The 24530-nt window shown below is 41.7% G+C and carries 23 protein-coding genes; 14 read left to right on the top strand and 9 right to left on the bottom strand.

The window, feature by feature from the left end; genetic code table 11:
- The first annotated feature begins 68 nt into the window (after nucleotides 1-68).
- A complete protein-coding gene (locus C2M33_RS14785; RefSeq protein ID WP_063703421.1) occupies nucleotides 69-368 on the top strand; it encodes an energy transducer TonB in 300 nt (99 codons plus the stop codon).
- A 64-nt stretch (nucleotides 369-432) separates the two neighbouring features.
- Here the strand turns inward: C2M33_RS14785 and C2M33_RS14780 are convergent, their stop codons facing one another.
- Complete coding sequence (locus C2M33_RS14780) at nucleotides 433-3453, bottom strand: carboxypeptidase regulatory-like domain-containing protein (protein ID WP_105174796.1); 3021 nt, start codon at nucleotides 3451-3453, stop codon at nucleotides 433-435.
- 378 nt (nucleotides 3454-3831) lie between these two features.
- On the bottom strand, nucleotides 3832-4677 hold the full coding sequence (locus C2M33_RS14775) for a MurR/RpiR family transcriptional regulator (protein ID WP_054560797.1): 846 nt from the start codon (nucleotides 4675-4677) through the stop codon (nucleotides 3832-3834).
- Nucleotides 4678-5014: 337 nt separating this feature from the next.
- On the opposite strand from C2M33_RS14775, the gene pbp4b reads away from it, so the two are divergent.
- The 3 genes from pbp4b (at nucleotide 5015) to C2M33_RS14760 (ending at nucleotide 10248) form a co-directional block, all read left to right on the top strand.
- Entirely contained in the window at nucleotides 5015-7462 is a 2448-nt protein-coding gene (gene pbp4b / locus C2M33_RS14770; protein ID WP_105174795.1) for a penicillin binding protein PBP4B, read from the top strand.
- Nucleotides 7463-7556: 94 nt separating this feature from the next.
- Entirely contained in the window at nucleotides 7557-8933 is a 1377-nt protein-coding gene (locus C2M33_RS14765; RefSeq protein ID WP_063703429.1) for a Na+/H+ antiporter NhaC family protein, read from the top strand.
- A 568-nt stretch (nucleotides 8934-9501) separates the two neighbouring features.
- Complete coding sequence (locus C2M33_RS14760; protein WP_105174794.1) at nucleotides 9502-10248, top strand: hypothetical protein; 747 nt, start codon at nucleotides 9502-9504, stop codon at nucleotides 10246-10248.
- 262 nt (nucleotides 10249-10510) lie between these two features.
- On the opposite strand, the gene C2M33_RS14755 is transcribed toward C2M33_RS14760, so the two are convergent.
- The 3 genes from C2M33_RS14755 to C2M33_RS14745 are packed head-to-tail and all read right to left on the bottom strand — an operon-like array spanning nucleotide 10511 to nucleotide 12305.
- Nucleotides 10511-11110 (bottom strand): hypothetical protein, encoded by a 600-nt coding sequence (locus C2M33_RS14755; RefSeq protein ID WP_105174793.1) that lies wholly within the window; start codon nucleotides 11108-11110, stop codon nucleotides 10511-10513.
- On the bottom strand, nucleotides 11100-11651 hold the full coding sequence (locus C2M33_RS14750) for an RNA polymerase sigma factor (RefSeq protein WP_063703443.1): 552 nt from the start codon (nucleotides 11649-11651) through the stop codon (nucleotides 11100-11102). Before C2M33_RS14750 ends, C2M33_RS14755 begins: the two co-directional genes overlap by 11 nt.
- A gap of 6 nt (nucleotides 11652-11657) precedes the next feature.
- Nucleotides 11658-12305 (bottom strand): energy transducer TonB, encoded by a 648-nt coding sequence (locus C2M33_RS14745; RefSeq protein WP_063703445.1) that lies wholly within the window; start codon nucleotides 12303-12305, stop codon nucleotides 11658-11660.
- Between the two features lie 106 nt (nucleotides 12306-12411).
- Between C2M33_RS14745 and C2M33_RS14740 the strand changes: the two genes are divergently transcribed.
- Together C2M33_RS14740 and C2M33_RS14735 are read left to right on the top strand one after the other, a co-directional pair.
- Nucleotides 12412-12918: a DUF3087 domain-containing protein gene (locus tag C2M33_RS14740; protein WP_063703447.1), complete on the top strand. Its 507-nt coding sequence runs from the start codon at nucleotides 12412-12414 to the stop codon at nucleotides 12916-12918.
- 9 nt (nucleotides 12919-12927) lie between these two features.
- The gene (locus C2M33_RS14735; protein ID WP_063703449.1) at nucleotides 12928-13377 is read left to right on the top strand and encodes a low molecular weight protein-tyrosine-phosphatase; all 450 of its coding nucleotides are present in this window, start codon (nucleotides 12928-12930) and stop codon (nucleotides 13375-13377) included.
- 26 nt (nucleotides 13378-13403) lie between these two features.
- Here the strand turns inward: C2M33_RS14735 and C2M33_RS14730 are convergent, their stop codons facing one another.
- A complete protein-coding gene (locus C2M33_RS14730) occupies nucleotides 13404-14477 on the bottom strand; it encodes a TonB family protein (RefSeq protein WP_063703451.1) in 1074 nt (357 codons plus the stop codon).
- Nucleotides 14478-15033: 556 nt separating this feature from the next.
- On the opposite strand from C2M33_RS14730, the gene C2M33_RS14725 reads away from it, so the two are divergent.
- The 6 genes from C2M33_RS14725 (at nucleotide 15034) to csrA (ending at nucleotide 21112) form a co-directional block, all read left to right on the top strand.
- Nucleotides 15034-15660 (top strand): GTP cyclohydrolase II, encoded by a 627-nt coding sequence (locus tag C2M33_RS14725; protein ID WP_054551277.1) that lies wholly within the window; start codon nucleotides 15034-15036, stop codon nucleotides 15658-15660.
- 78 nt (nucleotides 15661-15738) lie between these two features.
- Nucleotides 15739-16533 (top strand): BPSS1780 family membrane protein, encoded by a 795-nt coding sequence (locus tag C2M33_RS14720; protein WP_105174792.1) that lies wholly within the window; start codon nucleotides 15739-15741, stop codon nucleotides 16531-16533.
- Complete coding sequence (locus C2M33_RS14715; RefSeq protein WP_063703456.1) at nucleotides 16533-16985, top strand: regulatory protein RecX; 453 nt, start codon at nucleotides 16533-16535, stop codon at nucleotides 16983-16985. Before C2M33_RS14720 ends, C2M33_RS14715 begins: the two co-directional genes overlap by 1 nt.
- 17 nt (nucleotides 16986-17002) lie before the next feature.
- Nucleotides 17003-19603 carry an alanine--tRNA ligase gene (alaS, locus tag C2M33_RS14710; RefSeq protein WP_063703458.1) on the top strand — a complete coding sequence of 867 codons (2601 nt, stop codon included), beginning with the start codon at nucleotides 17003-17005 and terminating at the stop codon, nucleotides 19601-19603.
- 6 nt (nucleotides 19604-19609) lie between these two features.
- Nucleotides 19610-20827: an aspartate kinase gene (locus tag C2M33_RS14705; protein ID WP_054551281.1), complete on the top strand. Its 1218-nt coding sequence runs from the start codon at nucleotides 19610-19612 to the stop codon at nucleotides 20825-20827.
- 93 nt (nucleotides 20828-20920) lie between these two features.
- Complete coding sequence (gene csrA / locus C2M33_RS14700) at nucleotides 20921-21112, top strand: carbon storage regulator CsrA (protein WP_036970495.1); 192 nt, start codon at nucleotides 20921-20923, stop codon at nucleotides 21110-21112.
- Nucleotides 21113-21139: 27 nt separating this feature from the next.
- Here the strand turns inward: csrA and C2M33_RS14695 are convergent, their stop codons facing one another.
- On the bottom strand, nucleotides 21140-21607 hold the full coding sequence (locus C2M33_RS14695) for a YcxB family protein (protein WP_105174791.1): 468 nt from the start codon (nucleotides 21605-21607) through the stop codon (nucleotides 21140-21142).
- Between the two features lie 124 nt (nucleotides 21608-21731).
- Here C2M33_RS14695 and C2M33_RS14690 point away from each other — a divergent pair, with 124 nt between their 5' ends.
- Nucleotides 21732-22655 (top strand): hypothetical protein, encoded by a 924-nt coding sequence (locus C2M33_RS14690; protein ID WP_105174790.1) that lies wholly within the window; start codon nucleotides 21732-21734, stop codon nucleotides 22653-22655.
- 675 nt (nucleotides 22656-23330) lie between these two features.
- On the opposite strand, the gene C2M33_RS14685 is transcribed toward C2M33_RS14690, so the two are convergent.
- On the bottom strand, nucleotides 23331-23522 hold the full coding sequence (locus tag C2M33_RS14685) for a hypothetical protein (protein ID WP_063703464.1): 192 nt from the start codon (nucleotides 23520-23522) through the stop codon (nucleotides 23331-23333).
- Between the two features lie 51 nt (nucleotides 23523-23573).
- Nucleotides 23574-23747, bottom strand: a complete 174-nt coding sequence (locus C2M33_RS14680) for a DUF1328 domain-containing protein (protein WP_064971747.1) — start codon at nucleotides 23745-23747, stop codon at nucleotides 23574-23576.
- 534 nt (nucleotides 23748-24281) lie between these two features.
- On the opposite strand from C2M33_RS14680, the gene C2M33_RS14675 reads away from it, so the two are divergent.
- Nucleotides 24282-24530, top strand: coding sequence for an OadG family protein (locus C2M33_RS14675; protein WP_063703466.1), 249 nt, complete (start codon nucleotides 24282-24284; stop codon nucleotides 24528-24530).

The following is a 24530-nucleotide window of genomic DNA, read 5'->3' as shown; positions in this document are numbered from 1 at the left end:
GTACAACAAGTAACTCAACCGATGTACTTGACCTTCGAGATGATAAAAACGCAGCAGAGCAGCTGTGGATGCTTAAACACGCAACAAAGCCCAGTTATCCTAAAGCAGCAGAAATTGCCAAACAGACGGGCTGTGCGCGCTTTTTAATTACCATAAATAAACAAGGTAATACCACCGATATCCGTTTTGTAGAGAGCTTCCCAGAAGGGCTATTTGTCGATGTGTCGCGAGAGTCGCTTAAAAATTGGCAGTGGCAGGCAAGTACAAGTAACAGTGAGTCGCGAGCGACAACCCGAACGGTACAGCTCGACTACTTTATGAAAGAAGCGACTAATATGGATGCAGCAAAAGCATTTTGTACAATTTAAGCTTTTACTGTTTTTGAGGCATAAAAAAGGGCCGCAATGGCGGCCCCCAACAGGATTGATTAACTTAGAACTTGAAGTTAAACGACAGCTGCACGCGACGTGGGCTGTAGTAGTTACGATACTCACCAAAGGTTTCTGACGAGACATAAGGGTTATTGTTATAACCTGTTTGACGGTCAAATACGTTAAAGATATCAGCGCGGAATTGTAATTCCATGTCACCTGAGAATCTAAAGTCTTGGGTGTAGTTTAAGTCAAGTTGCCAATGGCTTGGGCTACGACGACTACCTGCAGGCTCGCTGTAGCGCGTGGTGCCACTTGAGTAACCGTAGATTGAACCATCCCATGCTTCCCAAGGTTTACCCGACTGGAATACAAAGTATGCACCGATGTTCGCATCCCATGGCACAGTGTAGTAACCATACACTTTTACTTTATGCGGTTTATCACCTGATAGTGTGCCGTATTTGTAATCCCAAGGGTAACGACCGCGGCCATCACCATAGTTCGATGAACCAATGAAGGTATTAGCATCTGTTGTTGCGGTAGTGTTATCTTGGTCGAAGTTACCGTAATAATGACTCCAAACATAAGAAGCATTGATGTAGCTGTTTTCACCTAAGTATTCAGCTTCGATGCTAGCTTCCCAATATTTAGTCTCACCACCATCTACTTCAGCGATAACATAAGATGAACCACCAATTTCATTACGGATGTCATCTAGGTTATCTACATATAAACCTTTGTCTGCAATATGTTGTGGCACGCCTTCAGCATCAACACCAGAGTAGTCAGTTAAGCGCGCATTATTTGGCATATCTTCCCAGAAATGCGACGCCTTACGGTGACGTACGTGAGCACGTAACACTAAATCAGAACCCACATATTTAGTGGTACCAAGTGTAAACTCTTTGATTTGACGAGGTGTTAAGTCATCAGCAAATACTTTACCTGATGAACCTTGGCGCGGCTCTGCATAAATTACGTTACCCGCTTCATCAAATTCAACTTCAATTTCGGCACGGGTATTACGGTCCCAAGATGCAGCACGTGCAAGAGAGCTTGCTTCAGGGTTATACATTGAGAAGTTTGCAAATACTGAGTCTTGATCTGCATAATTCCAAGTTGCACCTAAACGCGGTTGGATCATATCTGACCAATCTGTTTGGTACATTTTGTACTTTTCGCCAGGTGCTAATTCATAGCCCGAGATGGTACCAGATGCCGATTTAAGACCTTGGCCATACCAAGTATCGCGGCTCACCAACACACCGATGTTGTAAGTCCAATCACCTACTTCAATGGTATCGTTGATTTCGAAGTTCAGCGTTTCCATTTCTGAGTTGATTGCAGAAACGGCGTCTTCACCAGCAACTAAGCTCATTTGTTGCACGCGAGCACGGTAAATAACTGGTGCTGAGCTGCCTTCTTCTAAGCTCTCGTCGAGGCCGCCAACATAAGAGATGCTACCCCAACCATTTGAAAGGCGAGACAGTACTTCTTTACCTTCTTTCCATTCGCCACCTACATGTAACGTGTGGTAAGTATCGCCCCAGCTAAATTCATGCTCTAGGTTTAACTCGAAGCTATCACGGTAGAAGTCGATATTATCGTATTGGTAATACGCACCAACACCACCACCGCCAAGCAATTCGCCGTTTTCAGTATAACCGTATTGTGCAATTAGAGGTGCAGCGCCTGCATTAAATGCAGCAATTTGCTCTGCTGTGTAGTTATCATCAGCATCTAATAAGCTTGGTACACTGAAGTAACCCATTTCAGCGAGATTGCTGATGTCTAGTTGACCCGTTAACGATGGCACTACAGATAGCTCTGTATCAGGTGTGGTACCAGACTCAAGTTCAAATTTACTGTATTGGAATGAAAGGGTTGTTGCGTCACCTAAAATCCATGAACCATCTAATGTAAAGATATCTTGGTTGGCTATATCACCTGCAGAGACGCTGTCTGTTTCGTAAGCGCCAATTGAGCGACCTTCGATGGTTTTTTCTGAGGTACGCTGTGAAATATTAATTAAAATATCGTCTGTTGGTGCCCAAGTTAACTTACCAAAGTATTCATCACGCACACTCTTATAGTCTTTTACTTCACCATACGCGGTATCTTTATTGGTTCGAGTTTCTTCAGGACGAAAATAAGAAGTGTAGAAGTATAAAGTGTCTTCAATAAGTGGGCCGCCTAAACTCGCTGTAAGCCAGCTTTTATCAAGCTCATAGCTTTCTTGACCTGTCGGAGTTGCAACTAAACTTTTAGGTTGAACTTTGTATTCAACATTTCCGTGGAATTCGTCAGTACCTGATTTTGACACGGTGTTGATTGAGAAGCCACCTGAACGGTTAAAACCAACCGCTTTTGCACCACCACGGTCCATAGTTACGTATGCAACGTCATGGGTTGATGGCTCTGATGCTAAGTTACCAAACATAGGGAGTGAAACATCAACACCATCGAAACCGTAAGAGTTATCAACACCAGAACCACCGGCTGATGGGCCAAGAGTTGCGTTTTCAGATAGTTCAACACCCGGTACTAGTTTTAATAGGTCGCGGTAATCTTGACCAACTGGCACGCTGTTGATTGCTTCTTCACCTAATGAGTTAGTCAGTGCAGATTTACCTTCGCGGAATAACTTACTGCCAGTTACTGTGATTACTTCAACATTTTCTTTAGCGCCACCCATAGTGACATTTAAGCTTGATGTTTGTTCAAGTAAAACATCCACAGTCATGGTTTGAGTCACACCGTTTTTATCGGTGAAAGTCAGTTCATAAGTACCTGGTTTTAACTGCGGTAAGTCGTAGCTACCATCTTCGCGGGTAACGACAGTACGTGGTTTTGGCATCACGTTACTTTTTGCTGTAACGGTGATCCCCGCCAGTGACTGCTGCGCTTCAGGTGATGATACTTTACCTTTGATGCTACCAGTTAGATTTGCAAAGGCTGGTGCGCTGGCGAGTGCCGCGGCCATAACAACACCGGTTAAGGCTGTTTTCTTTGCGCGAAGTGCATTGTTAGTCGCTTTGGCTATATAGCTCATTGCGAGTGTGGATGCATGTTGTTTCATTGTTTCCCGTCCTTATATTTATATGCTTTGATGGACTACTTACCCAATTGAGACTTATGAACTTTAAAATTATGTTGCCCATATATTAAACAGGTGTTATTGGATGTGGTCAAGAATATTTTTTTATTTAAAGGTGTGTTTTTAGGAATAAAATATATAACCCATTTTAGGTAAAGTTCAGTAATGGCTTGCTTTAGCTGGGTGCTAAATTATTGGTTGGAGAATTTTGTAAGAAATTATGACTTTTTAGTCAGTCGCTTATCGCAATTATTTAAAGGCTTAGAGGGCAAAGGGACGTGGTAAACAGCATCCGAAAATTAGACACAAAAAAAGCAGCCTAAGCTGCTTTTAAGTATTTATATAACCTTATTGGATAAATTAGTTATTCTTAAATTCGCCAACAACTTCATTAGAATGTTCTAGTAACTTACGGCCTTGGCGGCTCGACTGTGTTAGGGCAATAAACAAAATATCAATGACAAAATCTTGCGCCGTACGCGCTAAAATCGATGATAAACGCACAGACTCGCCTTCAGCAACCGAGTAAAGTTTTACATCAGCCGAGTCGGCAACAAGGCTGCTGCCAAATTTAGTCACTGAGATCACCGAGCTTGAATTTTTCTTAGCTTGTTTAACAACTTCGGCAATTTCGCGAGTCATACCTGACTCACTTATCGCGATGACCAAGTCACCTTTCGAAAAGGTCGCAACATACGCAAGTTGTGCATGGCCATCTGGCTCTGCAATTGCAGGCATACCGAGTTTTTGTAATTTATAAGAAAAATCTTTTGCAACCAGCGCTGAGCCACCTAAACCACAAATCAGAATACGTTTTGCTGATTTTAATAGCTCTACCGCTTTTTCGACTGCCGGCGCTTCGTTGAGGTTTTTAGTTTCGGTTAACACCGCCAATTTACTGCTTAATAGTTTTTCAGCGATTTGCTCTAGCGAGTCATTCAGGGTGATCTTGCCATGTAGCTTAGGTTCGCTGCTTTCATCGTTAAGGGCATCAATTACTGCAAGTTTAAAAGCAGGGAAGCCTTTATAACCTAACTTTTGCGAAAACTTCACCACACTTGATTGGCTTACACCAACCACTTTTGCTAGTTCAACCGATGATAAATTACGAATCGCATTCGCAGAATTTAACGTAAAGTCAGCAAGCTTAGCTTCGCTGCTCGATAGAGATTGGCGTAAGGCTTTAATTTTTACAAAAGTAGACATAGGGCTCACTTTGTTTGCTTAACTTAGTCAAAACGCAAAGCGATGGTTCTATTATAAACACAGGGCTTGGGCGCATTGTTTGCTTAACACGACGACTTATTTTTGTTTTAGCAGACCTAAGTTTGGAATATTTTTCTTAATTTAGATGGAATAATATAGTTTTATTCCATAATAGATACAACACTAATTATTGAGATAGCTCTATTTTTAGTAACTTAGCGATAATGTATGCTTTTTATTCTCCAATTGTGAAATAAAATATTTTACATGTTAAGTGGGTGTTGCTACTGTATTGCTGAGAATCGTCAACGCTTAAATCATCAGGTATGAATCTGTTATGAGTTTTACCCCTTTGAAAACGTTACTTAAACAGCTGTGTTATCTCAGTAGTGCGGCATTATTAGTAAGCTGTGCCAGTAATCCATATACCTACACACAATCAGCTAATTACAGCCATCGTGTTAAGTTTTTAGTGATGCATTACACCGCCATTGATTACGAAAAATCAATGCGTGCTTTGGTGGATGAAGGAGGCTTAAGTTCACATTATTTATTACCTGAATCAGGCGATCCTAGTTATCCAAAAGACGATTTAGAAATTATTCAGCTGGTTGATGAAAAAGATAGAGCATGGCACGCCGGACGCAGTTTTTGGCAAGGCCGAGAAGATTTAAATGACCATTCAATTGGTATTGAAATAGTGAATGTACCAACCTGTCATATCCCTGAGCAAACTAAGCTTGTGATGGAAAATGACGCCAGCAAGTTATGTATTTTTCCAGACTATGATGCCAAACAAATTGAGCTACTAATCGAGCTAAGCAAAGATATTCTTGCTCGGAACCCAGATATCGGCCCAACTCAAGTTATTGGCCATTCGGATATTGCCCCAAGCCGTAAGAACGACCCAGGTCCGCGTTTTCCTTGGTATCAACTGTATAAAGCAGGTATCGGTGCGTGGTATGAAAGCGACACTGTTGATAAGTATTGGCAGCTATTTAGTTCATCAAAGCCTTCTGTTGAGTTAATGCAAAAAGCATTGCGTAGTTACGGCTATGAGGTGATTGCAACGGGTCAGCTTGACTCGCAAACGCTCGATGCCTTAAGTGCTTTTCAAATGCACTTTTTGCCTTGGCATGTAAGTGGCAATAGTGATGCAAGAAGTGCCGCTGTGCTTTTTGCTTTATTAGATAAATACTTTCCTAAAAAGAGTGAGCGGTTATTTCAAGAATATCAGCAGCAACAGCAAGCGGTTGAGCCAGCGCCAAAAACACTGGCTAATGCACAAGTTGTAGCGCGTATTCCGGCACTTGATCCGAGTAGTCGCGCGCTTGTTAACGACCGAGGCACATTTACAGCCTATAAAGGTCGCGGTGAGATCATCATTGAAAACCAAGATGCAACCAGTGCTGATATTTTCATAAATGGTGAAAAAATTAATATTGCCTCACCATTAAAAGCCGAAAAAATATATCAATACAGTTTGGCTAAACGCACCCGCGATGGCATAAACACGTATAAAGTAGAAAATGTATTGCCTGAAGGGGCAAGCTTAACCTTACGTTTTCCTTACCCAACGCTTGATAAAAACAGTACTCAAAAGCGTTTTAGTGCCGTTGATGAATTAATTAATCAAGAGATTAAAGAGGGCTTTCCGGGCGCGGTACTCGCTGTTGTTAAAGATGGCAAGTTGATTAAACTAAGCCATTATGGCGCGGCTAAAAAGTATCATGCTGATGGCAGTGAGCTTACAAGCCCACAAGCCATGCAAAACGATACCTTGTTTGATATAGCTTCAAACTCAAAAATGTTTGCCACTAACTTTGCGCTGATGAAGCTTGCCAGTGAAGGAAAACTCGATGTAGAAAAACCGCTGTTTTATTACCTACCAGAATTTAGAGGCAGCGGCCGTGAACAGCGTTTAGTAAAAGATTTACTCACCCACAGTGCGGGTTATCCTGCGGTGGTTGATTTTCATCGTAAAGACAATAAATTTGGTGAGCGCTTTTTTTCTCAAAACAGCCTACGTACTAAAAACCTGCTATTAACAGGCGTGCCTTTTGTGGCTGGTCGGAACGTAAAACACCTATATTCTGATATCGATTATATGTTGCTTGGTGTGCTGGTAGAGCGTATTAGTGGCATGGCGCTCGATACCTATGTTGAGAGCCAAATTTATCAGCCACTTGGTTTAACGCATACGGTTTATAATCCATTGCAAAAAGGCTTTTTAGCTTCACACATTGCCGCCACAGAGATTAATGGCAATACCCGAGGTGGTCGCATCGAGTTTGAAAATATTCGAACCGATGTACTGCAAGGTGAAGTACATGATGAAAAAGCGTTTTATGCTTTAGGTGGCGTAGCAGGGCATGCCGGGCTTTTTAGTACTGCCGGTGATTTATCCGTGCTTATGCAGGTGTTACTCAATGGTGGTGGCTACGACAACAAGCAAATTTTTACGCCACAAGTACTTGAGCAATTTACAAACTCCCAAGCAAGTGATGAGACCTATGGTTTAGGTTGGCGACGCGCGGGGCATCAAGCACGTAAATGGCATTTCGGCCCTTATGCCAGCCCGCGGGCTTTTGGTCATACTGGCTGGACAGGCACGGTGACCGTTATTGATCCTGAGTACGACCTTGCTATTGTGCTACTAACCAACGCGCGCCATACCCCAATTGAAGGGTCGCAAGAAAATTACGAGTTTGTCGGCAAGCGTTTCGAAACGGGTAAGTATGGCTCTATTATCTCACTGATTTATGAGAGTATATTAAATCACTAGTCGAATTAAGTTGAGTTTGGTGGCAAAGCCATTAAGCTTAGCGAGTTTTCGCATAATAAAAATAAAATGTTGTTCTTAATTTAAAAGGGTTTTTATGTCTTGGTATTCAATTTTACCACCCTTGATTGCTATCTTAATTGTGTTTTGGCGCAAAGAAGTGATCATGGCGTTATTGGTCGCGGTTGCGTCGTCTGAGTTTTTACTTGCTCTGAATGGTGAAGGTAATACCTTGTTTTTCACCTTTATTAATACTATTGAGCGAGTCATCGAAGTTGCCAGCTCTCCTGGTAATAGCCGTATCCTTATTTTTAGTATTCTAATTGGTGCCTTACTTGCCTACATTCGTGAATCTGGCGGCGTGGCTGCGACAGTTAATTTGCTGATGAACAAAGGGGTTGCTAAAAGTAAGCGCCAAGTCGGTTACTTAACCATGTTCTCAGGCATTGCGGTATTCATTGAATCGAACTTAAGTGTATTAACCTCGGGGATTTTATCACGTGGTTTATTCGATAAATTTAAAATGAGCCGAGCGCGCCTTGCTTACATTATCGATAGTACCAGCGCACCTGTGTGTATCTTAATTTTGCTAAATGGTTGGGGCGCCTACGTGCTCGGCCTACTTGGCAACTACGAAATGGAAGAGTCTGCGGTATCGGTATTGTGGGGCAGTATTGGTTATAACTTCTATGCCATTATCACCTTACTTATCGTGTTCTACACCATTACTTTTGACAAGGTACATGGCCCGCTTAAGCAAGCTGAAGAAAACCTAGAACAACAAGAAACAGAAGTAGCCGAAGAAGTAAAAGGTTCAAAAGCACGTTACATGCTTGTGCCACTTATCACCTTAATTGGTAGCATGGTTGGCTTTATGTTCTGGACTGGCGATGGCGATATTGCCAGTGGTAGTGGTTCTAAATCAGTGCTGTACGCAACTATTTTAGCTTGTGTTGTGGCTTACTTCTTAATGATTAGCTCGCGTGAATTTACACACCATAAGCTGGTTGATATTGGCTTTAAAGGTATGGGTGAGTTACTGCCATTAGTGTCTATTGTATTGCTATCACTCACTTTAGGCGCGAGCTTGAAAGACCTAGGTACAGGTGTGTTTGTAGCCGGACTAGTCGGTGATTTCTTACCTATTTACTTGGTTGTGCCAGTGCTGTTTTTAACCGGTGCGGTAATTTCATTTACCACCGGTACCTCGTGGGGCACATTCGCAATTCTTATTCCAATTGGTGTACCGCTCATTCAAGCTTTAGGGTTACCACCTTCATTGGTCATTGCTGCTATTTTAGGTGGTGGTGTGTTTGGCGATCACTGCTCGCCAATCTCAGATACCAGCGCAGTATCGGCCATTGCATCAGGCTGTGATTTATTAACTCACGTAAAAACTCAAATGCCATACGCCTTATTCGGCGGCGCATTAACCTTCATCGCTTACCTAGTGACGAGTATTATTGTGATATAAAAGCTTTAAGCTGTAAGCCTTAAGTTATAAGTAAAAAACCACAGAGAAGTCTGTGGTTTTTTATTGCTTGAATTTCGATAACTCGCATATTCAAGTTTGATAGCCGTCAGCCGTCAGCCGTCAGCCGTCAGCCGTCAGCCGTCAGCCGTCAGCCGTCAGCCGTCTGATCTGACCCCGATGATCTGACCCCAATAAAGTAGACACGGGGTTTAATTAACTTGTTTGTTTTCACTCCGTTCTACTCAACGTCACGTAGGTAGTCATTTATGGCGACAAATTATCTATTCATTAACGGGCTAAAGCCCGACCTACAAGAGTATGGATTGAGGCCATCGCGCGAAATAAATTTCACGCCTACTCGGGGTAAACCCGCTGCTACTTAAAAGCTTGTAACTTTACCCTTGTAGCTCGCTAACTTTTTTAAATCTGATAGCTCTGAGTGTGTTGGGTTTCGCTACGCTCTACCCAACCTACGAACTCCTTTACTCTTTCCCCTTGTAACTCGCTAACTTGTTTTAAATCTGCTAGCTTAGCAAGTTCTTATTCTTAAAAGGATTTAACAAGTCGTATGAAGTCAGAAAAGTTTTTTAAATTGGTGTGGAATGTTAACGGCCTAATTTTACTTATGGGCTTAATCATTGGAGCAGCAGCAATAGGGTATAATTTTGTTGCTTACTTATTTAAGTCCGATAACCATGTTCAGCAACAAACACTAAACTTAGCTGAAGATGAAAAGCAGCAAGAAAAGTGGAAACTGGGTTACCCCCGTAAGGTCGAGGGGAGTGATTTTTACTTTATCCCGTTGGAATCAGAAAAACTGGATATCGAGGTGAAAGCTGACGTAACAGTTTACAATAATTTTAGCGGTGGTTATAAATACAGACCTACGCGCTCAAAGAACATCTTGTTTCTTAATGACAAAACCAATCACGCCAAGTGGCTATTTAAAACAACGGATCAGTTGATCATAGAGTTTGGTGCTTTAAGCCGTTACAAAGAGTTTGATATTCGTCCTTACAAGGAGCAAAAAGTCGATGCTCCTAAGGCAGTTTGGTATGAAGTTATCAAAAACGATACCAACAACGACAAACTGCTAGATGGCAAAGATAAGCGCACCTTCGCGCTAAGCAAGATTGATGGCTCAAACTACAGCGAAGTTATTTCAGGTTACAACCGAATTGTAGAGTCTAACCTCAACGCTGAAGGCAATTTATTCGTTGTATTTATCAACAACGATGAAGTTTATTCTATGCTGATAGACCTAGATACATTTGAAGTGATTAGTAAAAGCATGCTACCGAAGGTAGGGGAGTAAAATTAATATTAGATATCAGATGTCAGAAGAATGATCTGACATCTGATATCTAACTACGCGGGGTAAACCCGCTGCTACTTAAAAGCTTGTAACTTTACTCTTGTAGCCCGCTAACTTGTTTTAAATCTGATAGCTGACGGCTGAAAGCTGATGGCTCGTTGAACCATCGCGCGAAATAAATTTCACACCCACGGTACTCCTTTACTCTTGTAACTCGCTAACTTGTTGGGTTTCGCTACGCTCTACCCAACCTACGAGCTCGCTAACTCGTACACTTTTCCGTTTCATGGGTTAGCTGTTTGAGTGCGATGATTTGCCCTTGTTTGTTTTGGTCTAGGGCGAGTAGGTCACCTTGGTGAATATGAGTATCTAGGGTGCCGTGTTTTTGTAGCTCTTCTAGGAGTGATTGTTTAATTTGTACTATGACATTTTGCTCGCAGTCGGCGATATACCAGTCGTTATCAACACTGACGAGACGGCCGGTGAAGCTGGTGCGGGCTTGGTGATTGGCTAATGCTTGTTGGTAGTTCGCATCTAGGTTTTGTTTTTGTTGTTTAAGATTACTCACATAGCTGCCTTTGGCGTCGAGTTCGTGTACCTCAAGCCATTGATAATCTGATAAATCCACAGCATAAACATCGGTTAACTCGCGGTTGTTGTATTGCAGCATGACAAAACTAAGAATCGCTAAAGCAGCAAAAACACCGGTCATTTGTAAGCCTAAAAAGCGCTGTGGCCTTGGCGTTGCTGACTGTGGTTTTTGCATGTCTGAAAGCTCGTCGCTGCTTAAGCTGTGCTCTGCCTTACGTTTTTGAAAATGTGCTTTTAAATCAGCATCGAATTGCTCGTCGTTACGCTTCATGATGGCCTCCTAGTTGTTGTTTCAGGTTTTGACGGGCATATCGCAGCCGAGTTTTAATGGTCTCTGGGTTACTTTGTGTGATAGCAACAATGTCTTCGAGACTAAAGCCTTCTTGTTGTAAGGTCAGCGCTTCACGTTGTACAAAGCTAAGCGCCATAAGTGCTTTATCAAAGGCTTCATAGTCGTAGTGATAACTTGCATCCTGAGATTCAGAAAATAGTTGGTTGTCTTCTAATTCAACGAACTTTTGCTGCTTACGAAATTCATCAATTAATAAATTACGAGCTAATCGAAAAAGCCACGCTTTTGGGTTGTTTTGATCATTGTAAAAGTCGCGTTTATCAATGACTTTTAACCAGGTTTGCTGGCATATATCAAGGGCAAGATCTTTATCACTTTGGGTAACTAGATAGTGATAAAGATCGTTCCCGTATTGAGCAACGAGTTGGTTAAGGTAACGGTTGTCGCCCGTTTTGGCATACTGCGCCAAACAATCTGTGTTTGGCTTGTCAAATAACCATGTCTTGATGCTCATTAGCATAGGCAGTTATCCATCTATTTTAAAATCAAGTTGAACGCTTTGGTTTGTTTGTAATTGTGCCACACCTTCAACAACTTTAGGGCGATATTTCCAACGTTTAATCGCGCGAATTGCTTCACGGTCAAATACCCGTTTAGGCTCAGCATCAATAATAACAGGGTCAATCACTTCGCCTGTCGGTGAAATACTAAAGCTAATTTGCACCCAGCCTTCAATGCCATCGCGAGCTGCTACCGGAGGGTATTTAGGGTTTATACGTACAATAGGTGTCGCATCTCCCGTTGGTTGATTAATGCTTTTGCTAAGCGTGTCGCCAATGTTATCGAATGTCATCGTTGGTGTTAAATCCGCAACTATAACAGTGTCGGTCGTATCAATGGTTGGGCGCGGTGGTACTTTTGGTGGCATTTTAGCAACTGGCGGTGGCGGCAGTGTTTGCTTTACTTGCACTTTTGAGTCTTCTGGTACTTCATAAATTTCAACCGTGATATCAGGGCCTGTTTTTACATCGGCTCTTTGCTCAGCAGAAATTAAGTACTGCATAAATGCAAATGCTGCAAAGGTCATGACACCGCCGCCAATAATTGCTGCGGTTGTCTTTAAAGCAGCATTGCTGTTATTCAAGCTTGCTGAGTTTAGTGGTAAAGTATGCATAGCCGTTCCTCTTAGGATAATTGCTTTCATAGCTAAAACGGCTGGCAAATAAAAAAGGGGTGAAATTTTTTTCACTTTTTATTTTTCACAAGTTTTTTAGGTTGTTATGAAACTTATTCAAATAGATAAAGCCCGTTACCGCAAACATTTAAATCAAGTGATTATTGCTTGTGTAATTGGTCTAGCCGTTGGTAGTTTAGCCATTTCACAAACGTTAATAGCGTTATTTCCTGACCCAAGCGGTAGCCATTTTCATTGGAACCTACTAGGTGTTGTTGTATGTAGTTTGCTGGTGGGCTTTGTGCTTAATAAATACCGCAATCATGATTACATGACTGAAATTGTCTATGTGTGGGAGCTTAAAAAAGCACTTAATAAAATCACCCGTAAAATGCCAAAGTTAAAAGCAGCAGGGCGTGAGGGCAATGCAGATGCTTTATTAGCAATTCATTACAGCTATGCGGGATCACGTTTGTTATGGCAACTTGATGACAACACTATTACCATGGATGAGTTGGCAATTAAGCAGGCAGAGCTTGATAGTGTTGCAGATAAATACAATCTCTCGCTTGATGCAGAACGTTATGATGAGTCAATCTTAAAGCAATTTTAAGGACGAATAATGAAAAAGGTTTTGATTGTATGCTTAGGCAATATCTGCCGCTCACCTACCGCTGAGGCGGTACTTCGTAGCCGTGCCAAGGCATTGGGTGTCAATGTTAAAGTTGATTCTGCTGGCACCATTGGCTATCACCAAGGTAATCCACCAGATTCACGTTCAAAAGCAGCAGCCGAAAAGCGCGGTTATAGCTTTAAAGGAATTTATTCACGACCTGTGACTCAAGCTGATTTTTATGAGTTTGACTTAATTCTCGCAGCCGACAAGCAAAATCTTGCTGATTTACAAGCCCAGTGCCCAGAGCACTTACAATATAAGTTGTCGCTGTTTTTAAGTCATGGTGATGCAGGGGAGAGCGAGATCCCCGATCCCTATTATGGTGGCGATCAAGGTTTCGAAAAGGTACTCGATTTAATTGAGGACGCAGCCGATAACCTGCTTAAAAAGCTATAAAAAGGGTCGCATTGCGACCCTGTTATTTATCTTTTTATTTTAAAGTCTAATTGCACCCGAGAAGTTGCAGCAATGGCTTGACCATTTTCAAACTTAGGCGCATAACGCCATTTTTTCATTGCTTTTACTGCTTCTCTTTCAAATGCAGTACCACCTTCAGAGTCAACCACAGTTATGTTGTCTACAAAGCCTGACGGGGTTACTTCAAATTCCATCACGACAATGCCGTCTTCCATACGTTGTGCTTTTGACATTGGATATTTTGGCGGCACACGGTACAACGGCTCTTGTTCTTGGCTTTCTTTCCAAGGCACCATTTTCGCAATTGCTAAACAATGTTTGGTTGCTTCGTCGCTTTTACCTGTTTTTTCGTATAAGTGAACCAACTTCGAATGGGCGTTTAATTCGGTTTGATGATCAAAGTCTAGCTCTTGATCAAATACGCTAACTACGTGATTCAACCGCTCAATAGCGGTGCTGTATTTACGTTGGTTTTCTGCGAATGCGGCAACTAAAAAGTCAGCGCTAATACGATCGACAGCGTTATTCGGTAAGTTTTCTTGGTAGTACTTATCGGCTTCTTCAAGATATTTCTTTGCTGTGTAATAGCGCTCGCCAGTTCCTTTGTAAGCAAGGATACGAGCAGCGGTCATTTTTGCATCAGCAACAAGCTTGTCTGAGTTTTGTTTTTCAGCAATAGCAATGACATCATCAAGATACGTATCAGCGCGCTTAGCAGAGGCAGTTGATTCTGCCATGCCGATTAATGAATCATACACTTGCACACTTAGCTTGCCGTGGTTTTTTTCGAGTATTTCGTAGGCTGTGCGATATAACTCAAAGCTTTGTTCTTGTTCACTTTTAGCAAGGCTGTTTGCATAGTTAATAGCCAGGTTGGCAGTGTTGTCAGCGTTTTCACCATAAATCTCTTTGCCAAGCTCAAACGCTTTTTTGGCAAATTCACTGCTGTCTTGCTTATTTTCTACAGCGGCGACATAAGCGCGGTAGGTGTCGTTAAATTCTTGGGTGGTCGTTTCATTGGCAATGCTTTGCTGACTTAATAGTAGTGTAATGCATAAGGCAAGTGAGCTCTTTTTCATAATATTCCTTATTATTTTGCCCAGAGAAGAGGAGATTAATACTTGTTGATGATAATTATTATCATCATTAGGTGCAAGGTATCAAATTGCATGCGATGAGTCACTGTTAAACTTTAAGGTACGTAGTGTGATTCATTGTACTTTTGATTGGCAGAACTGGGTTGGCTTTGTAGCAGGGCGCTACAAATTAGCACGAAGGCTTTTTTCATAATATTCCCTATTATTATTGTTGTTTTTATTAACGGTTTGAAAAAGGTTTACTGCTTTATTTAGATTAAACTAATCTATTTTATCGAATCGATTAAATGCTCATTTGTAGCAATTTGTTGCAATTCAATAAGCTAGGTACAAAGTGAGGGCGTTTATCGTGTTTGCTGAGCGCAGTTTATGCGTGGCGCAAAGCTCGTATCTTGGGGTGGTTTGAGTGTATAATACTTGAATTGCTGGTAACTGCCTCAATATTAGTTATCACTCGTCGTATGTTGCATCCTTACAACCTTCAAGCTGTTGTAATCACATTTGCAGTATCGCATTTATTTTTAAATTTGGATTTGTCGTGGCGCAAGTAAGAGCAAGAGTCCAGCTAAATGTTGGCAAAAACAGTGATATCCCTGCAGAAATCGTATCTTTCAGTGGCTTAAATGATGGCCAAGAGCATGTTGCTTTAGTGTTTAATCAAGCTGACACTGAGCAAGACGTACCTTTAATTCGAATGCATTCAGAGTGTTTAACGGGTGATGTATTTCACTCATCACGTTGTGATTGTGGTGAACAGTTAAATGAGTGTATCGAGATGATGCACCAACAAGGCGGTATTTTACTGTATTTACGCCAAGAGGGCCGTGGCATTGGTTTATACAATAAAATTGATGCTTACGTATTGCAGTCGCAAGGCATGAATACCTACGAAGCAAATAACCACTTGGGCTTTGCTGATGATTTACGTGACTTTTCAGACGCGGTATTAATGTTAGAAGCACTCAATCAAAAGCATGTTAAGTTAATGACTAACAACCCAAATAAGCTTAAAGCACTGCGTGATGCGGGTATTGAAGTTGATTCAGTGGTTGGCACTCATGCACACATTAAAGCGGGTGTGGTAGGTAACCGAGCTTACCTCGAAACAAAAATCAAACATGGCTCGCACATGCTTGATATTAAAAAAATTAAAAAGCCTGAATAAATTTCACAACAGGTGACTATAAACCAGCGACGCACCCAGTTATACTCGGTGCGTTTTGTCGTTATTGAATGAGAAACTATGTCGATCGAAGTTCGTGTTTTTAAAGCCAATGCAGGCGTAAAGTGGTTCAAAGCTGGCTGGGAAATCTTTAAGCTGCAACCCTTCACTTTTATTTTAATGCATCTGTTAATTGGTATTATTGGCTTTTTGTCTTTATTGCTACCTGTATTACAAGTGGTGGGTGCATTTGTTGCTCCTTTTTTGATGGCTGGTTTTTATCAAGCCGTATTAACAAAACAGCAAGGCGGAACTATCAGCCAAGCTGATATTTTTAAGCCATTTAGTAACAAAGGAAATCGTATTGGTTTGGTACGTGTGGCTGTGTATCAGATGGCGGCCGGTATTTTAATAGCTTTACTTTCTAATTTTATTTTTGCTGATGCCTATGCGGTTATTTCGAGCCAAACATTTGATCCTCAAAATCAAACCCATATTGCCGATTTATTAGCAACCATCTCAATGGGCCAAGTGGCCGTATTTTTATTGGCAATCAGCATTTATTTAACCGCGTTTGCTTATGCAATTCCGCTGGTTTATTTTCAAAAGCAGAGCAACATGTTGCAGGTTTTAAAAACGTCGTTCATGGTGTTTTATCATAATATGGCGCCATTGAGCGTTTATGGCTTAATTTGCGCGATTTTAATGGTGATCTGTATTCCTTTATCGTTTATTCCTCTATTGGTTTTAATGCCAATTTGTTACATTAGCTTCTTTGTGTCTTTTCAGGCTATTTTTATGCCGGTTGTGCCAAAAGGTGATGACCAAACAAAAGCACCTGAAGCGCAGTCACAATCAGGACGCTTTGACGCGTAATGGATGATAAAGAACAAAAGTTAAAGAATTACGTACTTTGGTTATTGTCTCGACAAGATTATTCGCGTCGAGATTTAACGCGAAAGTTACAGCAAAAAGAGGCGACACCTGAGTTTACAGAGCGCTTGTTAGATTGGTGTGAATCACACAACTTTATTAACGAACAGCGTTACTGCGAAGGGTTTGTACGCCGCCATTTAGCTAAGTATCATGGTGCGAAACGCATTCAAAGCGAAGCAATGGCAAAAGGGATAGATCGAGCATTATTAGATAAGACGCTCGAAGAGTTCGAAATCGATTGGTTTGAACTCGCAAAGGACGCATATTTAAAGAAGTTTTCAAATTCAGGTAAAGAACTCGACCAGAAAGAAAAAGCGAAACGTGTACGCTACTTGATGTATCGAGGCTTTAATTACGAACAAATTGATTTTGCAATGCAAGCACAGCAATAAACGGGTGAGATTTTCACATGCAGCATATGACTACCGCACAGATCAGGCAACAGTTCTTAGACTTTTTTGCCTCTAAACAACACCAAATTGTTCCTTCAAGCTCGCTGATCCCGGGTAACGATGCCACGTTATTATTCAATAACGCCGGTATGGTGCAATTTAAAGATGTATTTTTAGGTGCGGAAAGCCGCCCTTACTCGCGTGCAACCAGTTCACAACGTTGTGTACGTGCAGGCGGTAAACATAACGACCTTGAAAACGTAGGTTACACAGCGCGTCACCATACATTCTTCGAAATGTTAGGTAACTTCAGCTTTGGTGATTACTTCAAGCAAGACGCAATTAAATTTGCGTGGGAATTTTTAACTGAAGTAGTGAAATTACCGCAAGAAAAGCTACTGGTAACCATTTACCATGATGACGAAGATGCCTTCAACATTTGGCATAAAGAAGTGGGTCTAAGTGAAGACCGCATTATTCGCATTGCAACTAGCGATAACTTCTGGTCAATGGGTGATACAGGTCCGTGTGGTCCATGTTCTGAAATCTTTTACGATCATGGTGAGCACATTTGGGGTGGTCCTCCAGGTTCACCAGAAGAAGACGGTGATCGTTTCATCGAGATCTGGAACTTAGTATTCATGCAGTTTAACCGCCATGCCGACGGTACAATGGAGCCGCTTCCTAAGCAGTCTGTTGATACAGGTATGGGTCTTGAGCGTATCTCTGCAATTTTACAAGGCGTTCACTCAAACTACGAAATCGATTTATTCCAAGCACTTATTGCAGCTGCGGCTAAAGTAACGAATGCACAAGATTTAGATGATAAATCGTTACGCGTTGTGGCTGACCACATTCGTTCGTGTGCGTTCTTAGTGTCTGACGGCGTTATGCCATCAAACGAAGGCCGTGGTTATGTACTACGTCGTATTATTCGTCGTGCAGTTCGTCACGGTAATAAGCTAGGCGCGAAAGGTGCATTCTTCTATAAGCTAGTTGCTGCGCTAATTGAGCAAATGGGTCAAGCGTATCCAGAGCTTGCTAAGCAACAAGAAATTATCGAAAAAGTACTGCGTATTGAAGAAGAGCAGTTTGGTAAAACACTTGAGCGTGGTCTGGCTATTTTAGAAGAAAGCCTAACTGACATCGAAGGCGATGTGATCCCAGGTGACTTAGTATTCAAACTTTACGACACTTACGGTTTCCCAGCTGACTTAACGGCAGACGTGGCGCGTGAGCGTTTCATGACGATTGATGAGCATGGCTTTCAAGAGTGTATGGCTGTTCAGCGTAAGCAAGCACAGCAAGCGGGTAAGTTTGGTGCAGATTACAACCAACAACTTAAGTCTGAAAAACACACAGACTTTAAAGGTTACGATGCAGAGCATTACACAGGTACTGTTGTTGAGCTTTTCTCAGAAGGTCAATCGGTTTCTGTACTTGAAGATGGTCAAGAAGGTATCGCAATTTTAGACCGCACACCGTTCTATGCTGAATCTGGTGGTCAAGTTGGTGACACAGGTGTGTTAAAAGTCGCTGGTGGTGAGTTTGTAGTGACTAACACTACTAAGCTTGGTAATGCATTTGCACACCATGGTCGTGTTCAAGGTCGCATTGGTACAAACGACAAAGCAGAGGCAACAATTGATGCAGCACGTCGTGATAGCATCAAGAAGAACCACACTGCAACGCATATCTTGCATGAAACATTACGCCAAATTTTAGGTGAGCACGTAAGTCAAAAAGGCTCACTTGTTGACCCTGAACGTTTACGTTTTGACTTCTCACACTTTGAAGCGGTAACAAAAGACGAATTACGTCAAATCGAGCGTGCGGTAAACGATGAAATCCGTCGTAACTTTGCGCTTGAAACTGAGCTAATGGCTATCGAAGATGCAAAAGCAAAAGGTGCGATGGCATTATTTGGTGAAAAATACGATGACGAAGTGCGCGTAGTAACCATTGGTGATTACTCAATCGAGCTATGTGGTGGTACTCACGTTAAGCGTGCTGGTGATATCGGTTTATTTAAAATCGTATCAGAAAGCGGTATCGCTGCCGGTATTCGCCGTATTGAAGCGGTAACGGGTGCTGAAGCAGTTGCTTATGTAAGTGAGCAAGAGCAACAGTTAAATGATGTTGCAGCGCTAGTTAAAGGTGATAGCAGCACAGTACTTGAAAAAGTAACTGCGTTACTTGAGAAATCAAAAGGCCTTGAGAAGCAAATTGCACAGCTTAACGACAAGCTAGCAAGTGCGGCAGGTGCATCGTTACTTGACTCTGTTGTTGAAGTGAACGGTATTAAACTGCTGGTTGCTGATGTTGCAGGTACTGAGTCTAAAGCACTACGTGGCATGGTTGATGACCTGAAAACGAAGATTGGTTCAGGTGTTATTGCCCTTGGTGTAGCTAATGGCGATAAAGTAAGCCTAATTGCAGGTGTAACTAAAGACCTAACAGGTAAAGTGAAAGCCGGTGAGCTTGTAAATCACATGGCTGCACAAGTAGGCGGTAAGGGCGGTGGTCGTCCAGATATGGCTCAAGCAGGTGGTACTCAGCCAGAGAACCTTGCAGCAGCCTTAGAAAGTGTAACTGGTTGGTTAACTGAGCGTTCTTAATCACTAGTGGCACTTATCGTCCAAAAATTCGGTGGCACCTCAGTTGGCTCAATAGAGCGAATTGAGGCCGTCGCCGACCTTGTTGTAAAAACCAAGCAGCAAGGCCATCAAGTTGTGGTGGTGCTCTCGGCGATGTCGGGAGAGACTAACCGTCTAATTGAACTCGCTAAACAAATCGATTCTCGACCTAGTGCTCGTGAGCTTGATGTGTTGCTAACCACCGGTGAGCAAGTGTCAGTCTCTTTACTCGCAATGGCTATTATTAAACGTGGTCACTCAGCGGTAAGCTTACTTGCTGATCAGGTCAACATTCGCACCGATAATATGTTTGGCAAAGCACGTATTGAAGAGATTGCTGCGACTCGCCTTAAGCATGAACTTGAGCATAACCGGATTGCTATTATAGCGGGCTTTCAGGGCCGCGATATTGAGGGCAATATCACTACGCTTGGTCGCGGTGGTACAGATACTTCTGCGGTTGAGATTGCAGGTGCTATCAATGCGGATGAATGTCAGATTTACACCGATGTTGATGGGGTATACACGACCGACCCGCGTATTGAACCAAATGCGCGACGTATGAGCCATGTCACTTTCGAAGAAATGCTCGAAATGGCAAGTCTTGGGGCTAAGGTTCTGCATATTCGTAGTGTTGAAGCCGCAGGAAAATATAATATACCGCTCAGAGTGTTATCGAGTTTTAACCCGGATCAAGGGACCTTGATCAGTTTTGAGGAACCGGATGTGCAAGCAAACATTGTGTCGGGTATCGCCTTTAATCGTGACGAAAGTTTGATTTACGTCAATGGCGTGCACCAAGGAACGGAAAACCTTGCAAAAATTTTGAAACTTTTTGCAGAATTCGGCATCGAAATAGATATGATTAATCAAGTTAATCATAACTTTGAAAAAATAGACTATGCTTTTACTGTGCACACGAATGATTTTGAGCAAGCGCTTGAAATTTTGACTAGTAACCAAGATGGTATCAGCGCAGAATCTATTAAAGGGATAAGCAATGTTGCCAAGGTGTCTGCAGTAGGTGTAGGGATGAAATCTCACTCTGGTGTGGCAAGTTTATTTTTTAATGCCCTTGCCGATGAAAACATCAAAGTGATGCTTGTATCGACATCAGAAATAAAGATATCAGTTTTAATTGACGAAAAGTATTTAGAACTGGCTGTACGTGCGCTACACAAAGTTTTTTTAACTGAAAATGAATAAGATCTAGAGTTTTTACTTACTTTTAAGTCTAGATTTCATTAGAATGTTTTTGACGCGGAATCTTTTAATTTTTTGGAACATGGGAGCAATAGAATGCTAATACTAACTCGTAGAGTAGGTGAAACCCTTATGATCGGTGACGAAGTAACAGTTACTGTTCTTGGTGTTAAAGGAAATCAAGTTCGCATTGGTGTAAATGCACCGAAAGATGTATCAGTACATCGTGAAGAAATCTACATGCGAATCCAAGCAGAGAAATCTAACCCAAATCCGGGCAACGTTTAATCAGCGACAGATATTTTTAAGAGCCACTCACTGAGTGGCTCTTTTATTTAGTTCAGCTGTAATTTCATCATTTAGCGCTTGTTTAGAAATATATTGCATACCGCGCTGCGCTTTTAAAATAAAACCTCGCTCAGTTTCAATAATCTCACTAATCTGTTGCCAGTTTAATTGGTAACTTTTATGCGGGTTTTCGGCCTTCACCCCTTCATCATCAAACACGATAGTCACTTCGCTACCTGATGCTCGACTCAGCATTTGTCTTGCGACCCACCATGGCCGCTTGTAATAAAACGATAAGCACTCAACGACAGCAAGCATAATCATAAAGCTGCCCAGATAATGATTCTCTAATTGATAAAAAGCTAATAAGCCTAAGGTTATTAACAATACCAACAGCGGGTATTTAGGCTTAGCTTGTGATGAATAAGGTAGAGACTCATCAAAGCATTCGTAATAATACGGTTTATCTAATGTGTAAGTTGTACTTAATGTCATTCGGGGACTCACTTAATCGACTGGCAGCAGTTTAACATTGATAGAAAAAAACTGCCGCAGTTGGTTTTCATTTAGTTGTCATTATGAGAGCTTAAGGTATCTGTATTTTTTAGGTGTAAGTTGTATGTTTGTTAGTTCAATGTCATTAGCACTAGCAATGACCACAAATACTTTTTTAGTTATGGGCGATATGCCATACACCCCGATTGATGAAATTAATCTCGCCAAAGATGGAAAAATTACTAAAGCAATCGCAGCAACACCCCATGGCTTTTTAATGCACCTTGGTGATATGAAATCGGGAGCACTTGCTTGCACCAATAAGCTTTTGCAAACAAATAAAGCGTTATTAACGTCGTTGACCACACTGCCTTTTATTTACACCCCAGGTGATAATGAATGGACAGATTGCGATCGAGAAAAGCTATCGGTGCGTTTTGATGAGCTTGAACGGCTAAGCTTTGTTAAAGGCTTGATGTTTGAGGAGGCTTATACACAAAAAGCGAAGCAACTACAGGGTTATGCCACACAGGCTGAAATGCTAGAAAATGCTCGTTGGCAGTTTGATGACATTGAATTTCGTACTTTGCATATACCGGGCACTTTTAACGGCCGCTCGCAAATTTTAAAAAGTGACAAAAACGCAGCACTTGATGCCGCTGACAAACGTGATAAGTACAACTTAACTTGGTTAAAGCAAGCGCTTGTTCATCAGGATGCTAAGGCCTATGTGTTTGGCTTTCAAGCTGACATTTACCATCCAACCAGTAAACCCGCTTGCAGCGAATCACAGCGCAGCGATTGTGATGCCTTTAAAGTGTACCGTGATGCTATCAGCGACTTCGCAAAGCACACCACAAAGCCTGTGCTCGTGATGCATGGCGATACCGGCCCATATTGTCAGCAGCAGCTAGCGAGTAACTTAACGCGCTTAAATGTCCCCGGTGATTTTGCCGTTAGCGATGTAACTAAGGTGAGTTTTATTGACGGCCAGTGGCATATAGCGAGTGTAACGACAAACGAGCCCCTCACTAAGGTTTGTGAGTAATAACTTAGGTTGGTTAGAGCGGAGCGAAACCCAACAAGTTAGCGAGTTGCGAGGGGAAAGAGTAAAGTTGCGAGGGGAAAGAGTAAAGTTGCGAGGGGAAAGAGTAAAGTTGCGAGGGGAAAGAGTAAAGTTGCGAGTTTATAGGGAAATGAGCCATCAGCTTTCAGCCGTCAGCTATCAGATTAAAAAAAGAGCCGGTAGGTTGGTTAGAGCGGAGCGAAACCCAACAAGTTAACGAGTTTCTAGGGGAAAGAGTAAAGTTGCGAGTTTATAGGGAGAGGAGCTATTAGCTTTCAGCCGTCAGCTATCAGATAAAACAAATAAGTTAGCGAGTTTCAAGGGGAAAGAGTAAAGTTAGCGAGCTTGAGGTAGCAGCGGTTTAACCACGCGTAGGCGTGAAATTTATTTCGCGCGATGTTTCTTAAATCTACGTGACGTAGGGTAGAGCGGAGCGAAACCCAACAAGTTAGCGAGTTTCTAGGGGAAAGAGTAAAGTTAGCAAGCTACTTGACACAAGCAGCTTGCAGCCTAAAGTCGCTAACTCGCTAACTCGCTAACTCGCTAACTCGCTAACTCGCTAACTCGCTAACTCGCTAACTCGCTAACTCGCTAACTCGCTAACTCGCATACACAAAAAAGCGGCACTTGGCCGCTTTTCTTAATTAAGGTGTATTATTAGCAGTTAGTTTCTTTTGCGTTAACACCTTCTTTTACTTCTTCACATGCATCTTCAACTGCATTTTGTGTATCAGTAATTGCTTCGTCAATACGTTCGCCAGCTTCTTCAGCGGTGTTGTCTTCACAACCCATTATAAATAAACCTGAAAATAGGGCGATAGTTGCGGCTTTTAAAGTTGAATTTTTCATAATGAAATTCCTTGTAAATTTAAAATAAAGTAAGTGGTTATCTGCTTTTAACTACTTAGGGACACTGCCTCTAAGTGCTCCTGATACCAGCGAAATAACAAGTAATACTAAAAATATAAAAAAGATAATCTTAGCGATGCCTGCAGCGGCTCCTGCGATACCGCCAAAACCTAACACTGCTGCGATTAACGCGATAACTAAAAAAGTAATTGTCCAGCGTAACATAGTGGTCTCCTTGGCTATTTAAATTTTCTTAAGTTCGATGTAACTAAAGCGAGTTCTGTGCCAGAATGTTTATTTCTTAAATTTCAGTTGGTTATGTGTTTTTGTTGTTATTGGCAGGGTTCATCATTTGGTAACTTTTACGAGTAAGCATGTAACTTATTCATAGTGATATTTTTTCATATTGAGCTGCATGAGAAAAATGAAAGAAACTGCTAAAAATGGTAAGACCAATTTAACTTTGTTTTGTGGGGTTAGCTCTAACGCCTTGTTGTGTGTGGTTTTTGGTCATTTTGTTGCTATTAATTAATAGTTCAGCATATAACGTCTGGCTATATTGACTATTTATATCATCTATAACGGGGCTTTAAATGCGTGAATAGTGGGGTGTTAATTATATGTGTGTCATGTTATTTTAAATTTAATTGGTTTTACCAATTTACAATGATGCTATACAAATTGATTTTCTTTGTTATCATTGGTGCATAAATATTTAACAAAAATGACTTTTTATTATAAGTAAGCGAGGGGAGTCGTATGGATATAGGTGGATTACTCACCACTGCGGCCAGTTTGATGGTGACAGGCATGGTTGGCGTGTTTGTTTTTCTGAGCATTTTGATTTCTGCGGTGATCTTAATGTCGAAAGTCGTGGGTCGATTCGACGATCCTGCAACTGCAGAACCTACGCGAACAGCAAAAATTCAACCTCAACAGGGTGTGCCACAGGCACATATTGCAGCTATCAGCGCTGCAATTGCTCAATTTCGAAATAAACAAAAATAA

This window comes from Pseudoalteromonas sp. T1lg122 (genome assembly GCF_002964825.1).
In the GTDB taxonomy this organism is placed as follows: Bacteria; Pseudomonadota; Gammaproteobacteria; order Enterobacterales; family Alteromonadaceae; genus Pseudoalteromonas; species Pseudoalteromonas gelatinilytica.
This window is presented reverse-complemented; position numbering and strand designations above follow the sequence as displayed.

Bases quoted from the DNA above. Each gene is read 5' to 3' on its own strand.
- C2M33_RS14785 (WP_063703421.1), top strand. From the start codon at position 69: ATGCTTAAACACGCAACAAAGCCCAGTTATCCTAAAGCAGCAGAAATT.
- C2M33_RS14780 (WP_105174796.1), bottom strand. From the start codon at position 3,453: ATGAAACAACATGCATCCACACTCGCAATGAGCTATATAGCCAAAGCG.
- C2M33_RS14775 (WP_054560797.1), bottom strand. From the start codon at position 4,677: ATGTCTACTTTTGTAAAAATTAAAGCCTTACGCCAATCTCTATCGAGC.
- pbp4b (WP_105174795.1), top strand. From the start codon at position 5,015: ATGAGTTTTACCCCTTTGAAAACGTTACTTAAACAGCTGTGTTATCTC.
- C2M33_RS14765 (WP_063703429.1), top strand. From the start codon at position 7,557: ATGTCTTGGTATTCAATTTTACCACCCTTGATTGCTATCTTAATTGTG.
- C2M33_RS14760 (WP_105174794.1), top strand. From the start codon at position 9,502: ATGAAGTCAGAAAAGTTTTTTAAATTGGTGTGGAATGTTAACGGCCTA.
- C2M33_RS14755 (WP_105174793.1), bottom strand. From the start codon at position 11,110: ATGAAGCGTAACGACGAGCAATTCGATGCTGATTTAAAAGCACATTTT.
- C2M33_RS14750 (WP_063703443.1), bottom strand. From the start codon at position 11,651: ATGCTAATGAGCATCAAGACATGGTTATTTGACAAGCCAAACACAGAT.
- C2M33_RS14745 (WP_063703445.1), bottom strand. From the start codon at position 12,305: ATGCATACTTTACCACTAAACTCAGCAAGCTTGAATAACAGCAATGCT.
- C2M33_RS14740 (WP_063703447.1), top strand. From the start codon at position 12,412: ATGAAACTTATTCAAATAGATAAAGCCCGTTACCGCAAACATTTAAAT.
- C2M33_RS14735 (WP_063703449.1), top strand. From the start codon at position 12,928: ATGAAAAAGGTTTTGATTGTATGCTTAGGCAATATCTGCCGCTCACCT.
- C2M33_RS14730 (WP_063703451.1), bottom strand. From the start codon at position 14,477: ATGAAAAAGAGCTCACTTGCCTTATGCATTACACTACTATTAAGTCAG.
- C2M33_RS14720 (WP_105174792.1), top strand. From the start codon at position 15,739: ATGTCGATCGAAGTTCGTGTTTTTAAAGCCAATGCAGGCGTAAAGTGG.
- C2M33_RS14715 (WP_063703456.1), top strand. From the start codon at position 16,533: ATGGATGATAAAGAACAAAAGTTAAAGAATTACGTACTTTGGTTATTG.
- alaS (WP_063703458.1), top strand. From the start codon at position 17,003: ATGCAGCATATGACTACCGCACAGATCAGGCAACAGTTCTTAGACTTT.
- csrA (WP_036970495.1), top strand. From the start codon at position 20,921: ATGCTAATACTAACTCGTAGAGTAGGTGAAACCCTTATGATCGGTGAC.
- C2M33_RS14695 (WP_105174791.1), bottom strand. From the start codon at position 21,607: ATGACATTAAGTACAACTTACACATTAGATAAACCGTATTATTACGAA.
- C2M33_RS14690 (WP_105174790.1), top strand. From the start codon at position 21,732: ATGTTTGTTAGTTCAATGTCATTAGCACTAGCAATGACCACAAATACT.
- C2M33_RS14685 (WP_063703464.1), bottom strand. From the start codon at position 23,522: ATGAAAAATTCAACTTTAAAAGCCGCAACTATCGCCCTATTTTCAGGT.
- C2M33_RS14680 (WP_064971747.1), bottom strand. From the start codon at position 23,747: ATGTTACGCTGGACAATTACTTTTTTAGTTATCGCGTTAATCGCAGCA.
- C2M33_RS14675 (WP_063703466.1), top strand. From the start codon at position 24,282: ATGGATATAGGTGGATTACTCACCACTGCGGCCAGTTTGATGGTGACA.